The sequence below is a fragment of the Caryophanon tenue genome (genome assembly GCF_001700315.1).
Classification (GTDB): domain Bacteria; phylum Bacillota; class Bacilli; order Bacillales_A; family Planococcaceae; genus Caryophanon; species Caryophanon tenue.
This window is the reverse complement of the sequence record NZ_MASJ01000023.1, coordinates 83,942-98,424: the sequence shown is the minus strand read 5'-3', so window position 1 is coordinate 98,424 and position 14,483 is coordinate 83,942. Positions and strand designations below refer to the sequence as shown.

At 41.7% G+C, this 14,483-nt stretch carries 12 protein-coding genes; 4 read left to right on the top strand and 8 right to left on the bottom strand.

Going from position 1 to position 14,483, the window contains the following annotated elements:
• Positions 1-233: 233 nt before the first annotated feature.
• The 8 genes from A6M13_RS10615 to A6M13_RS10580 all read right to left on the bottom strand — a co-directional run bounded on the left by A6M13_RS10615 (position 234) and on the right by A6M13_RS10580 (position 10,835).
• Positions 234-1,523, bottom strand: a complete 1,290-nt coding sequence (locus A6M13_RS10615) for a globin-coupled sensor protein (RefSeq protein ID WP_066545916.1) — start codon at positions 1,521-1,523, stop codon at positions 234-236.
• A 282-nt stretch (positions 1,524-1,805) separates the two neighbouring features.
• Positions 1,806-2,348 (bottom strand): GNAT family N-acetyltransferase, encoded by a 543-nt coding sequence (locus A6M13_RS10610; protein WP_066545913.1) that lies wholly within the window; start codon positions 2,346-2,348, stop codon positions 1,806-1,808.
• Positions 2,349-2,496: 148 nt separating this feature from the next.
• Positions 2,497-3,549: a hemolysin family protein gene (locus A6M13_RS10605; RefSeq protein WP_066545910.1), complete on the bottom strand. Its 1,053-nt coding sequence runs from the start codon at positions 3,547-3,549 to the stop codon at positions 2,497-2,499.
• Positions 3,550-3,593: 44 nt separating this feature from the next.
• Positions 3,594-4,910, bottom strand: a complete 1,317-nt coding sequence (locus tag A6M13_RS10600; RefSeq protein WP_066545907.1) for a hemolysin family protein — start codon at positions 4,908-4,910, stop codon at positions 3,594-3,596.
• Between the two features lie 707 nt (positions 4,911-5,617).
• Positions 5,618-6,460, bottom strand: coding sequence for an alpha/beta fold hydrolase (locus tag A6M13_RS10595; protein WP_066545904.1), 843 nt, complete (start codon positions 6,458-6,460; stop codon positions 5,618-5,620).
• 65 nt (positions 6,461-6,525) lie between these two features.
• Positions 6,526-7,497 (bottom strand): catechol 2,3-dioxygenase, encoded by a 972-nt coding sequence (locus A6M13_RS10590; RefSeq protein ID WP_066545901.1) that lies wholly within the window; start codon positions 7,495-7,497, stop codon positions 6,526-6,528.
• 40 nt (positions 7,498-7,537) lie between these two features.
• Positions 7,538-8,749: an acyl-CoA dehydrogenase family protein gene (locus tag A6M13_RS10585; RefSeq protein ID WP_066545898.1), complete on the bottom strand. Its 1,212-nt coding sequence runs from the start codon at positions 8,747-8,749 to the stop codon at positions 7,538-7,540.
• A gap of 256 nt (positions 8,750-9,005) precedes the next feature.
• A complete protein-coding gene (locus A6M13_RS10580; RefSeq protein ID WP_066545895.1) occupies positions 9,006-10,835 on the bottom strand; it encodes a helix-turn-helix domain-containing protein in 1,830 nt (609 codons plus the stop codon).
• A gap of 478 nt (positions 10,836-11,313) precedes the next feature.
• On the opposite strand from A6M13_RS10580, the gene A6M13_RS10575 reads away from it, so the two are divergent.
• From A6M13_RS10575 to dmpG, 4 genes are read left to right on the top strand one after another with little or no spacing between them, the layout of a single operon-like run.
• The gene (locus tag A6M13_RS10575) at positions 11,314-11,784 is read left to right on the top strand and encodes a flavin reductase family protein (protein ID WP_066545892.1); all 471 of its coding nucleotides are present in this window, start codon (positions 11,314-11,316) and stop codon (positions 11,782-11,784) included.
• A gap of 13 nt (positions 11,785-11,797) precedes the next feature.
• On the top strand, positions 11,798-12,583 hold the full coding sequence (locus A6M13_RS10570; RefSeq protein WP_066545890.1) for a 2-keto-4-pentenoate hydratase: 786 nt from the start codon (positions 11,798-11,800) through the stop codon (positions 12,581-12,583).
• Complete coding sequence (locus A6M13_RS10565; RefSeq protein ID WP_066545875.1) at positions 12,580-13,467, top strand: acetaldehyde dehydrogenase (acetylating); 888 nt, start codon at positions 12,580-12,582, stop codon at positions 13,465-13,467. The genes A6M13_RS10570 and A6M13_RS10565 overlap by 4 nt, the downstream gene beginning before the upstream one ends.
• Positions 13,464-14,465 carry a 4-hydroxy-2-oxovalerate aldolase gene (dmpG, locus tag A6M13_RS10560; RefSeq protein ID WP_066545872.1) on the top strand — a complete coding sequence of 334 codons (1,002 nt, stop codon included), beginning with the start codon at positions 13,464-13,466 and terminating at the stop codon, positions 14,463-14,465. Before A6M13_RS10565 ends, dmpG begins: the two co-directional genes overlap by 4 nt.
• Positions 14,466-14,483: the final 18 nt, after the last annotated feature.

Genomic DNA, 14,483 nt, shown 5'->3' with positions numbered 1-14,483 from the left:
GATAACTGCTGAAGGATATTTTTTTGCTTTTGGTGCTACGCCACATAGCGGACGCGTTTCGCAGGCATGGCTTGAGCTTGTAGTCTCAAGCTGATGCTCCTGCGATTACTCGTCGCAGAAAAACATTGCTATTCCTGCTGAAGTCGCCGCTTGTGTCGGGACACACCTGCACATCTTCATACACTTATTTTCCTCAGAAATAGGGTTCTGTCCCAGTCTCTTTTAGCAGGTCTTTAAAATGACGTAATCGTTTGTTCTAAGTGCTGTGTGGCGCGTGTTAGTTCATGCGATGTTTCCTCAATTTTTTGAACGATTTGTTCGACTTGCTGATACTGTTCGTTGACCGTTTGAAAGTCTGTAATCGTGCCGTCAATCGCATCGGTAATGGCTGTAAATGTATGCAGCGTACGGTCATGCAGTGACAGCCCTTCTGTCACGAGCTGTTGAATAGATGCAATCGCATGAACGACATCTGTTGTAATACCGGACGATTGTAAAATTAACTGCCCAATTTTATCAACCGATGTAGCCGTATTATTCGCGAGCTTACGTACTTCGTCAGCGACAACGGCAAAGCCTTTGCCTGTTTCACCCGCCCGTGCCGCTTCAATTGCTGAGTTTAACGCAAGTAAATTCGTTTGGTCCGCAATTTGCTTCACGATATTCACAACCGCTTGAATTTCGGTCGACGATAGGGATAGGCGCTGCACCATCGACGTCATTTCATTTGCTTGTGTATGAATTTGTTCGGTTTGGATATGAAGCGCCTGCATCTGTTCAAAGCCAGACTGTGCCTCTTCTTTTGTATGGATGGAAGCAGCTACAACTTCATGCATCTGTGCTTTCACTTGCTGTGAGGATGCAGCAAGTGTTTGAACAACGTCATTGGATGCGACAACTTGCTTATCGATACTTGTCACAATACTGCCAATTTGTTCTTTAACAGCAGCTCGAACGGATAGCTCTTTTTCTAATTGCTGTGCGTAAAAAACATCTTCGTATTCTTCAAGTACAAGCTGTTTTTCAAGCGACATAATTTTTAAAAAAGCATCTAATACATCTAAGCGCTGCTCCAGCATATACGGCAACGCCATTAAAATACGGCGCACTTCATCTTCTAGCTTTTGGAGTGCTGCTAAATACCATTTTGTCGATAAACCGATATGCAGATGCACTTGCGCAACTCGTTTACGCCGTTCAATATACGCTTCGTCTAAGCGCCCACTAAAAATCTCAACAATATGCTGATGGAGTGTGACTTTTAGCCGCTGTGAGGTTGAATGTTGCGCGATAATATGACGAAGTTCAGGCACTGCTTCAATCGTACTGTAAAAGGCATTTGTAATTTGCTCTTTTGTCGCGTCAATATGTGGTTTAACGGTGGCAACATACTGTAGCATTGCTGGTGTAATACCGATAAGCTCAATTTGCATAAGAATGGTCGCGTCCGTAATGTAAATGCCATGTGACGTGTCTGTACAAAGTGTCCAAGATAGCGGTCTGTTTTTTCTTTTTATAAACATCTTAACGCCTCCAATGTAAGTAATAACGAAAAGGGTAAAAGGGCAAGAGACTCATGAAAGACTATTTAGAAAATAAAGGAATCTAGCAATATTATAGAACCTTCATCCTAATTAAAGGAGTCCGAACACCTTCAAAAGAAAGGTAAAAGTAGAAGTTAATGAAAAAATGGTAGAAATATATAGGAGGATAAGAGGTTCTGGTAGGTAAAAAGGAGGATGTGTCGTTGATGGAAGGCGCAACGACAATATGCGTATCGTCGTTGCGAGGTGTGATAAATAAGGCTACTGTGTATGTAAGGCTGTCCATTCTTCACGTAAAATGCCCATGCGAATTGAATCGTAATACGTTCCGTTATAGTAACGGACTTTTCGGATGCGTGCTTCTAACTGCATGCCAAGCTTTTCACCTACACGCATCATGCGTTCATTGCCAGACCATGTGGTAAAGCCAACACGTACAAGAGGCATCGTTTGAAATAAATGTTGAATCCACAATGTAAGTGCGCGCGTACCAATACCATGACCCCAAGAATGGCTTTCATGCAACACGATGCCAATTTCTAGCCAATGAGACGGCTCATGCTCCCAATAATAGGACACGATGCCACAGACGACACCACTAACTTCAATTGCCCAAAAATTATCGGCATCAACCCAACGCGTTTTTGTCATGAAAAAGTCTTCATATGTTTTTGTTTCGTGTGGAAAATACGGAGCGTCCCATTTTTTCCATTCTGGCTGCTCATCTTTATAAATAAGTGCCCAGGGCCTTGGCAAATCTGCTTCGGTAATCGGGCGGATGATCAATTCTTTATGTGTGTACATTTTTTCACCCCATAAACGACTATGTAGATGCGTTTTTCTTTCTAGTATATCTGAATATTTTGGGTGGTGCCTAGCTTTTTAATAACAGGACAATACTCGCAAAAAAACACACGCCCAAAGTATTAAATACTTTGAGCGCGTGCTTTGTTTACGTCGCAGGAATTGGTGATGGACCTTCGTCTTCATCTTCAATGTCGCCAACGATTTCTGATAAAATATCTTCCATCGTCACAAGACCGACTGCTTTGTCGGTATCACCCATAATGAGTGCCATGTGCGTGCGTGTTTGTTGCATTTTTAAGAATGCTTCTTTAATCGATGCTGTTTGTTGGAAGCGTGGAATCGGGTGAATAAAGGCATCCACTGCGCTTGTACGTCCCGCCGCAATATCTGTCAGCATCTCTTTTGTGTTAATAAAGCCGATAAAACGTCCGTTATGGTGAACCGGGTAACGTGTATATTCTTGTTCATCAATAATCGCCAGCATATCTGCTAAAGGTAAATTCTTTTCGATTGTAATGACGTCGCTACGTGGAATCATAATGTCACGTAGTTCACGCTCATCAAATGCGAAAATATTTTCTAAGTATGAAAGCTCTGTTTTGTTAATTTCGCCACCTTCATAACTTTGTGTAACGATTAATTTTAACTCTTCTTCAGAGTAAACAGATTCGGGACCTGCTTCTTTTACACCGAAAATCTTTAATAGTAAACGTGCAGAACCGTTTAACACGAAGATGAATGGGCTAGCGATTTTACCGAACCAATATAGTGGTGGTGCAAGTAATAACGTCATTTTTTCTGCGTATTGAATCGCTAATGTTTTTGGCGCTAACTCACCAAATACAACGTGTAAGAATGTGACGATTGACAACGCTAAGGCGTATGATAGCACTGTTGATAGTGCGGCTGGTAAACCGTAGTACTCAAATACAGGACCGAGAATTTTTTCAACGGTTGGTTCACCAAGTTCACCTAAAATTAACGCGGTAATCGTAATACCTAGCTGACACGCTGATAAATAGTAATCTAAATTTTGTGTAACTTTTTTGGCTGTGATGGCTTTTTTATTGCCTTCTGAAATAAGTTGATCGATACGGGTCGTACGTACTTTTAAAATCGCAAACTCTGAACCAACGAAAAAGGCGGTTAAAAGGATAAAGAGTGCGACAAGTAGTAAATTTATTATGATACTGTCCAATTAGCTCCCTCACAAATTGAGGGATTCACCTCCATAAATGAGCATTATTTTTCGTGATATTGCATGAATGTAACTTCTTTAATTTGATGTTTATCAACGTCGCGGATAATCCACACATGATGGTCGTACTCAATGGCATCACCAATTTTCATTAAATCAATTTGGTTAATGTGCATATGTTGTAACCAGCCACCAATTGTATCTAAATCTTCACAATCTTCGAATGTTAAGCCAAAGCGCTCTTCTAAATCGTCTAAACGTACACGTCCGTTAATAATGTATTCATAATCTTTTACTTTACGAATTTCATCTAATTCATCGTCATCAAATTCATCGCGAATTTCACCAACAAGTTCTTCTAATACGTCTTCCATTGTTAAGACACCGGCAGTACCACCGTATTCGTCCAGCACGACTGTCATATGCACCTTTTCTAGTTGCATTTTCAGTAATGCATCTTGAATTGGTGTTGCTTCGATGACAACCGGCACACTACGAACGTAGTCAGCAAGCTTTGTTTCACGTTTTGCTACAATATGGTTTAGTAATTTTTTCGCGTTGACAATACCAATAATTTGGTCTTTATCGCCGTTTTCTACGACGGGGTAGCGTGTATAATTATGCTCGTCTAAAATTTGAATAATTTCGTCATAGTCCATATCGATATCAATTGTGATTAAGTCCGTACGCGGTACCATAATATCCTTTGCGACACGCTCGTCAAATGCGAATACATTTTCTAAATACTGTAGCTCTGTTTGGTCAATCGCGCCACCTTGGAAGCTTTGTGCCATAATGATTTTTAATTCTTCTTCTGAATGTGCTTGTTCATGTCCGGCAGGTTGAACGCCGAATAAACGTAAAAATAAACGTGACGCACCATTTAACGCTTTAATGAACGGAGACGTTAAACGTCCGAACCAGTAAAGTGGTGGGGCAAGTAAAAGCGCCACTTTTTCAGAGAATTGAATAGCAAGTGTTTTTGGTGCCATTTCACCAATTACAACGTGTAAATAACTAACGATAGCTAAGGCAATCATATAAGAAGAAACTGTTACGGCGCTGTCTGAAAAATTAAGCGCTTTAAAGACTGGATAAAATAACTCTTTTACATATGGTTTTGTGAATGCACCTAAACCAAGTGATGTTACAGTAATCCCTAGCTGACATGCTGATAAATAATAATCTAGGTCATCCGTTACTTTCTTTGTAATGATGGCCTTTTTATTACCTTCAGCAACTAGCTGGTCTAAGCGTGACGCTCGAATTTTTACAACAGCAAATTCCGATGCTACGAAAAATGCGGTTAATGCTAATAAGATAATCAATAAAATAATTTGTACGATACTGTTTATGTCCAATTAGTACCCTCGTTTGTGAGGGATTCACCTCCATGAGAAATATGTAGTGTATTTATGATGTTATTACCGTTCTTGCTTACAAATAAACCTTCTTGTAACATGCCTCCTTTATCATGTAACGTGCTTTTTCTGTTCATTTTCATCATCTATACATAGCTACAAGTTGTTTACGCAAAAACCATCACGTTACGGTTTGATTATTAGTATAAATGTATCGACAATACATAGCAATTAATCGCACACAAACAGAAGAATAAGTGGGGAAATGAGCAGAATTTTGAGGTTGTTATGATGTAACTTTTTATACAAAAAGATGGTCTTGATTGCTTTTTATTGTGATTTTACGTATTTTGATGCAGCGGCAATAGACGTAATTGCACATATAGATGCAGGGGCACGCGAAGCAGGAGAAACCTTCTAAACGATTGTCGGGTCGGTATATGAAATGACCGCACACAGAGTCGGAAGGTCAGCGGTCATAGAAGAACTATCAGCACGCGGTGAGCTAGGAGTAATTGAAAAAGATGATATTTCAAAGCAACTGAATAAACAAACTATCGCTACAAACGAAATACATATGATTTTATAAAGTTTAAGCCGAAAATTAAATGCTTTATTTGTATTAATGATAATATTTAAAGTGTGAATATAAAAAAGAGCGCACCGAAGAAATATGGTGTGCTCTTTTTTATTATATAAAGGAATGATTACCGCGAAACTTTTGACGGATATCCTGCTAAAAATGTTAAAATATGGTCGATAAATGGCTCGGTTTTTTCAATTTGAGTCCAGTGTCCACATTGTGTGAAGACATGTAGCTGTGCATGTGGTAATAGTTCCACTAAACGATAGCTTGTTTCTTCAATCGGAATGATTTGGTCATTTAAGCCGTGGAAAATCAATGTTTCGATATCAATTGCACGAATTTCCTCATCTTCTAGTGCCATTTCGTCAAGCTTTGCTTGGCGTGGTTCCGGGAACATTGCCGAAAAGGCCGCATGTGCTTCAGGGTCTTTACTCGCTTCGTAACGTAAACGTACAAGCTCTTCATTATTTGCCGCAGCTTGGTCATATGAGAATAAGCGAATTAATTCACGCATCGCATCTAAACTTGGTTCATAGCCCCATACTTTATCAAGTCCTTCAGAGATTGGATGCTTTGTACCGACGCTACCCATTAAAATCAGCTTTTTCAGTAAGTCTGGACGGCGGTGTGCAATTTGAAGTGATAATGCACCACCAAATGAGTTCCCGATTAAATAAACAGGTCCTTTTGCGACGGTTTCGATAAATGTAATTAAATGCTCGACCCATAACTCCATTGTATACACATGGTCTTGTGGCTTCTCTGTTTGTCCAAACCCAATAATATCTGGTGCGAATACGCGGTACTGCTCACTTAAGCGTGGAATCACAAGTCGCCAGTTCGCAAACGCGGATACACCTGGGCCAGAGCCGTGAATTAAAATAATCGTCTCATCACCTGAGCCTTCTGCGTGATAATGTGTCGAAGTGCCATTAATATCAATGAATTTTGATTGAATGTCCATCGTCTAAAATCCCCTTTTTGCGTAAAGTATACGTTGTATGGAAAATCGCCATACAACGCACCGTGTTATTTAATGAGTTCGCCTGTACGTGCAGGTGTGCCATAGTTAAAGAACTCCTGTGGTAAGTTTGAGCCGTGCCAAATAATCGCTTTTTCTAAATCTTTGCCTTTCCACTCAATTGTTTTCCAAGCAGGGTCAAAAATTTGGTAGCCTGGGTCACCGAATAACTCGACGCGATTTCCGCCTGGCTCTAATACGTAAAGGAAAGCAGCTTGTGTTACGCCATGTTTACCAGGACCAGCTTCGATATCATAGCCACGCTCAATTAATAAATCCGCTACATCTGATAAATGTTGTGGGTAGCCATACCAGTAGCAAATGTGGTGAAGACGACCGCTTTCGCCCATACCGTCACCCATAATTGCGATGTCATGTACTAAGTTGCTGACACTTAACCATGCTGCAATCGATGAATCATCGTCGGCTACGATACGCTCACGTACTTTAAAGCCAAGTGCTTCTTGTAAGAACGCCATGTTTTTATCTGTTTCTTTGCTTAATAAGTTAATATGGTCTAAGCGACGTACAGGCACGCCACGGTTTGGACGACGTTGTGGACGGTTTAGCAGTGGTGTACGTTCTGCTTCTGGTGCTTCGTAGTAGTCAACATCCCATAAGATTTCAATTTTATGCCCATCCGGTGTGCGGAATTGGTATGCACGTCCATGTCCAACGTCACCGTCAATCCAGCCGATGCCGCAGCCAAGCGCTTCAATAGCAGCAGCGCGGCGCTCTAATGCTTGCTCAGACGTTGTACGTAATGCGATATGACCTAAACCAGCTTCATGATGCTCAGTAATAATGAGCGTGTTATGATAGTGGTCTTCATAAGCACGCATATAGACTGATTTCCCTTCACGGTGTGACTCATCCATGCCTAAAATATCTTTAAAGAATGCTACAGATTCCTCTAACTTTGGGCTGTAAATCTCGATGTGTGCTAATTGTGCAATATCAAACATTGGTTCTTGTACCATAATAAATTCCTCCCTTTTTATATGTGCATTGAAATAGTATTTACCAAATTGGATGTCCTTTAAAGCCTAAAATCGCGCTACCATATCCAGCAAGTGCATCTTCATATTGATGTGTCGGATGTGCTGCGACTGCTAAAATATCACGTACAAAGCGCTCGGAGCCATCACTCTTATACACAGCATTACCACCCATTGTAATTAAAATGCGTGATGCCATTTCTGTACATGTTTTCGCGACATAGCCACGCATTGCGAATAATTGCTCGCGCTCTTCTTCATCTAACGTGCGAAGACCTGCATCTTGATAGCGGTGTAAACGTGCTGCATAGTCGTTTGAAAGTGCTTTTAATGCCGTTAGCTGTACATTTAATTCAGCGAGTGTACGTTGCGCTGTGCCAGCATTTTTTTCGTTGGCGTTATTGTTGAAAATACGCACGCGCTTTTCTGTTTTCTCTCGGAAATTTTGAACAAGCCGTTCAACTGCACCGATTGCGACATGTTGGAAACCTGCTAAGAAGAAGGCTAAGTACGGTACGTTGAAAATTTGATAATCTTCCTCATAATTGCCGTCTGGCGCAACTGCACCATCTAACACACGTTGTAACGGGAATACATAATGTGCAGGTACGTAAATGTCATGTACTTCTACGGCATTACTACCTGTACCACGTAAGCCGATTGTGTCCCAGTTTTCGATAATCGTAATGTCTTTTTTATGCACGATGAATAAACTTACTTCAGGTGCGTCGCCGTCACGCATTTGATGTGCTGCGCCAAGAGCAATCCAATCACACCAGAAGACACCACTACAGAAGTTCCATGTTCCTGAGAGACGATAGCCTTCACCGTCCGGGTCATTCGTTACTGTCCCCATTGGTGCGAACACATCTGCCATTAGTGCGTCACTGCCAAATAATTCTTCGCGACCTTGCTTCGGTAAAAAGGCTGGCCATGTTTCGTGAATAATCGCGAAATATGTGAGCCATGCAGCAGAAACACTATAATTCGCAACGGTGCGAATAATGTCACCGAATGTGTAGTAATCTAAGTTTTGACCGCCATATGTTTTCGGACGTAATAGCTTTTGGAAGCCCGCTTCTTTAATTTTGTCTAATACCTCGTCTGGTAAGCGACCATTTTTGTCTGTTTCGTCCGCGTACTTCTCCGCAAGCTGTCCAACCTCTTTTGCTTTTTGAAGTAGTTCCTCGCGATTTACTGTCTCTTCTACAGATGCTAATACATTAACAGGCATAGTATAGTTCCTCCTTCCAAAATAAACGCAATCAGTAAATAAATCTGATGTACCCTTAGTATAGAAGAATGTGACTACGACAAAAAGCTACACAAAATACTGAAAAAACGATTTTTTTAGCATTTTTTCGCGAAAACGCTTTCAAAGAATGGATCTTTTCCTATAAAAGGGGAGAGAAAAGTGAGGGGATTTTTTGGGTGTACATCACAAAAGACCGCTTGGCAATGTAGACGCCAAGCGGTCTTTCATCTAATATTTAGCGCGATAACTTAATATGCCCTTGTGCTTTTAAAATTTTCAGTGCCATAAAAATTGAGAATAAACGCTCGGTATCGTCAAGTGACACGTGCAGAAGCTCGCTGATTTTGGCTAAACGGTAGCGCAGCCCACTAATGGACATTGTGAGTACCTTTGCTGTGTGATTTAAGTTCATGCCCTGCTCAATATAACGATACAGTGTATTCGTTAAATCGAAATCTTTATCCTCGGCAAGCAGTAGCCCGACTTGCTTGTCGATAAAACGGTCGACCACATCCGTACGCTCCATCTGAAATAATAAGCTTTCTAGCTCTAAATCTTCAAAGTAGTAAATACTTTTGTTTGCTTGGTACATACGAATGGCAGCTTGTGCTTCTTCATATAATGTGTTAGCACTTTGAATGGTCGGCAATACAGAACTAACACCAATCGCAAATGTATGTGTTTTGAAGCGGCGTGCGCAGTGCTTCAATAAATACTCGAAGAAAGTATGACGCTTTAAGTTGAGCTGCTGTACTGAGTCATCATCAAGTAAAATCGTCAGCTGCTGGTCTTGTGGCGAAATAATCGCATTGACATGCCGCGTTTGGAAAAACTGATGAATATGTTGTACTACTGCTTCTGTTAGCTCAAACGTATCATCTTGTGCGCCCATTTCATGCTTCATCACGAGCATACTGTAATTCGCATCGGGCTTAAACTTTAAGTAGTATGCAATTTTATGAATCTCGTCTGCTGTCAAACGTGTTGCGAGTACATCATTTAAAAAGTTACGGCGCACATTTTGCTCGGTATGAATTTTCACTTGCTCGTTTAATAACACAATGGATGCGGTTAAGGATGCTTTGTCGAGCAGCAAATAATGCAGATTTGTCGACGTGTTCGGCTCATCGTAAATAAATGAACAGTAACCTTTAATGGCATGTTCAAAGAAAATAGGCGCTTTTAACACATGTACATCAGCACATGTGAGCAATGTTGGTTCTTCAACACGCGTTGGGCATGCATAGTTCGCTGGCATTGTACCCGCAAAAACAATTGGCTCATGCTGTTCGTTTTCAATACACGCCGTCACGCCAGTTGTTTCGTACAATAAATCAACAATTTTTTGAATGCCTTGGTTGCTGAGAAGCGCATTTGTAAATTGTTTGAGCACGTCATTGGCTTGTGTTAAATAGTCTTTTTCTTTTTTGAGCTTTGCGGTTACTTCATCGAGTTCTTCAAGCATGCTTGTTTGTTGGTAATAGCGATGCTCATTCTCAAGTTCATCGCCCCATTGCGCAAGCGGCATACATACGGCTTCACAATGCGTGTGTCCCATGCCGACGCAAGCAGTTTCTTTTACGATAACTTGCGTATTTAAGACGCTCGATAAATAACCGCTCGCATAGCCGCATAAATGATGACATACTGGCGTATCATTAATATCGTGCTCGCGTAAATATTCGGCTGCTTCAAAAGAATTTGTCCAAATAAGGTCAATGCGCTTTGTGTGTCCATGCTCATCCATTTCTAAATTTGTAATGTCAACATCATCTAAATAGCCATGCAAAATATGAAATTTCGGGCCCATTTTAATTAAGTCAAGTTCCGTTTTTGAGCCGAGCGCTTTACTTTTTTCAGCATCGCTCATGCCACAGTGCCAGCCGTAACGAATAAACACGCCTTTTGTGCGGTCATCGCCAATCGTCGCGCGTAGCTCTTTCTTTAATGCAGTACGCACAGAGATCGGCACGCTAATGACACGCTCATAAAAATGATGTAGTGCCGCATCCTTTGACAAATTAAAAATATCCTTTGTTTTCATTAAATTTACGTGATGTTCCATAAATGCCACCTCTTATTCTAATGAGTAATCTAATTGAATTCGCTCAAACATGCTGAAAAAGTGAAAATTATGCTACTTTTCGTAGGAATCATTCGAAAAAAGCATATGATACGATACAAGTGTCAGCAATATATCGTTTTCAGCGCATGTTTATGTGAGGTAGCGAAATGTATATTTATCTTACATGAATTTATCTGAAAATGTGAAATAATCTTTCTTTTTGAGTAATTCGTCTTAGACGTTTTGCTCTTTTCGTGTTCGAAAACATGCGGGAAGCCGTAGTCGTGAGAAACGATTAGGTTTGTGCTTTTGAATAGTAATATATTGTTTTAACGAGAAATTTCAGTGGTTATAAACAGAATTTCGTATGTTTACAGCGGAATTTACGGAAAATTCCTCACTTTTGTGTGAATCTTTTCGAAAGTGGTCATGTTACGATAGCAATACTTACAAAAAAATTTTATATGGAGGGATTTAGATGGACGATCGTTTATTTCGAGATGCAATGGGCAAGTTCGCAACAGGGGTGACGGTATTATTGACTGAAAATGATGGTGAGGTACATGGCATGACGGCGAATGGCTTTATGTCGGTATCACTGGATCCAAAATTAGTCGTCATTTCAATTGGTCATAAAGCAAAATTTTTAGAAAAGGTGTCGCGTGCAAAAACGTATACGGTCAATATTTTAGCGGCTGACCAAGAAGCGTATTCACGTCACTTTGCAGGGCGTCCAGGTGAGGACATTACATTTGACCGTTTAGCCGACCAACCGGTGTTACGAGGGGCGATTGCGCAAGTTGCGTGTGACATCGTTGCTGAACATATCGAGGGCGACCATACATTATTCATTGGAAAAGTAAAAGATATTCACCTAACAGACGGCGAGCCATTATTATTTTTCGGTGGACAATACCGTCAACTACAAACAGTGCCAGCGAATGTGTAAGGGGGAGAGTCGCATGAATATTGAACAAGTAGCACAGCGTTTATTAGAAGCAGAACGTACAAAAAAAACGATTGCGCCACTGACAGAAACGATGCCACACATTACCGTTGATGATGCGTATCGTATTCAGATTGCGCAAATAGCCGCAAAAAAAGCACAAGGCGCAACAGTGAAAGGCTTAAAAATAGGGTTAACAAGTAAAGTAATGCAAGATATGCTCGGTGTGTATACGCCGGACTACGGGTTTATTTTAGACACAATGGTATTTGATAGCACGATTGATGTGACGCCGTTTATTCAACCAAAAGTTGAATTTGAGCTTGCATTTTTCTTTAAGCAAGCCCTTACAGGGACTGTCACTGTAGAAGATGTTATCGCCGCTGTTGATTATGTTGTCCCAGCAATTGAGATTATTGATAGTCGCATTGCGGATTGGCGTATTCAATTTGAAGATACGGTTGCGGATAACGGTTCATCCGCTGGTGCAGTGCTTGGCACGACAAAAACGAAGCTCGTGGATGTGGAAGATATTACAGCGATTCCGATGACAGCGTCTAAAAATGGTAAGGCTTTCGATACAGCAACGAGTGCGGCAGTGCTTGGCAATCCACTTGAAGCGGTTGTATGGCTGGCGAATGCGATACGTGAATACGGCGTTATGATTGAGCCAGGTATGTTTGTGTTGTCAGGTGCAGTGTCAAAAGCAGTCACATTTGAAGCGGGCGACGTATTTGAAGCAGATTTCGGTGCGCTTGGAAAAGTAAGCGCTACCTTCGCAAAGGAAGTGGGCATTAGATGACAAAGTTAAAAGTTGGAATTATCGGTTCAGGCAATATCGGAACGGACTTAATGTATAAAATCGAGCGCAGCGATGTGCTTGAAATGAGCGTCATGGTCGGCATTGACCCAAACTCAGACGGCTTACAGCGCGCCGCAAAACGTGGCTATGAAACGATTGCGACAGGGATTGACGGCTTAGTCGAGCGTTTAGACTTAGTGGATATCGTATTTGACGCAACGAGTGCGTATGCGCACAGACAAAATAGCGATGCTTTAACAGCTACAGGGAAAAGAGTCATTGATTTAACACCGGCTGCGATTGGTCCGTTTGTCGTACCACCAGTGAACGGCGATACACATATTGAAGAGCCGAATGTCAATATGGTGACATGCGGTGGACAAGCAACGATTCCGATGATTTATGCGGTAAGTCGTATTGTCCCAGTTACGTACGCAGAAATTGTTGCGACCATTTCAAGTAAAAGTGCCGGTCCTGGAACGCGTGCCAATATTGACGAATTTACATCGACAACAGCACGAGCAATCGAGGAAGTGGGCGGTGCGAAAAAAGGAAAAGCCATTATTTTATTAAACCCAGCAGAGCCACCAATCATTATGCGCGATACGATTCATTTATTAGTGGAGGAACCTGGGCATGAAGAGGCGATTCGTGCGTCGATTCACAACATGGTAGAAGCGGTACAGGCGTATGTACCAGGCTATACATTAAAGGCAGAAACCGTATTTGAAGAGAAGCGCGTGTCCATTTTCTTAGAGGTCAACGGAGCGGCGGACTATTTACCAGCGTACGCAGGGAATTTAGATATTATGACAGCTGCGGCGGTGCAAGTGGCGAACCGTATTGCCACTCATTTACAGCAAAAAGGAGCGGGTATCGTATGACAAACAAACTAACATTATTAGATGTGTCGTTACGGGATGGTAGTCATTCGGTACGTCATGCCTTTACAGAGGCTCAAGTACAAGCAGCAGCGCAAGGGTTAAATGCAGCAGGTGTCCCTTATTTTGAAGTATCACACGGTGACGGTCTTGGCGGTTCATCGTTACAGTACGGCTTATCAGCAAAAAATGAACTGAAGTTAATTGAAGCGGCGGCGTCTGTTTGTACAACGTCAAAGGTTGCAGTCTTACTCATTCCGGGTATCGGTACAAAGTATGATTTACAGCAGGCAGTGTCAGCAGGCGCGAAAATGGTGCGCGTTGCGACACATGTAACAGAAGCGGATGTAGCGGCACAGCATATTCAACTAGGACGCGAGCTAGGCTTAAAAACAGTGGGCTTCTTAATGATGGCACATATGGCATCAGTTGAAACAATTGTCGCACAAGCAAAGCGATTTGAATCATATGGTGCAGAAGTGGTATATGTGACCGACTCAGCAGGCGCGATGTTGCCACAAGACGTGACAGAACGTATTACGGCATTACGTGAGGCATTATCATGTGAAATTGGGTTCCATGCGCACAACAATTTATCGATGGCGATGGCGAATACGATTGCGGCAGTAGAAGCAGGCGCAACGTATATTGATGGGAGTATGCGTGCACTTGGAGCGGGCGCAGGGAATACGCAAACAGAAGTGATGGTAGCCGTACTCGAAAAGCTTGGCTATCATACAGGCATTGATTTATATCCGCTCCTTGATACGGCAACAAATGTGATTGCGCCTTTAATGCAACAGCCACAGGAAATTACGGCGAGTAGTCTGATTTTAGGAAAAGCGGGCGTGTATTCGAGCTTCCTGCTACATGCACAAAAAGCGGCACAGCAATTTGGCGTAGATGAGCGCGAAATTTTAATGCGTATCGGTAAACTAAAAGCAGTCGGTGGACAGGAAGATGTCATTTATGAAGTGGCACAGTCACTTGTAAAAGTATAACAACTAACGAGGGGGCAC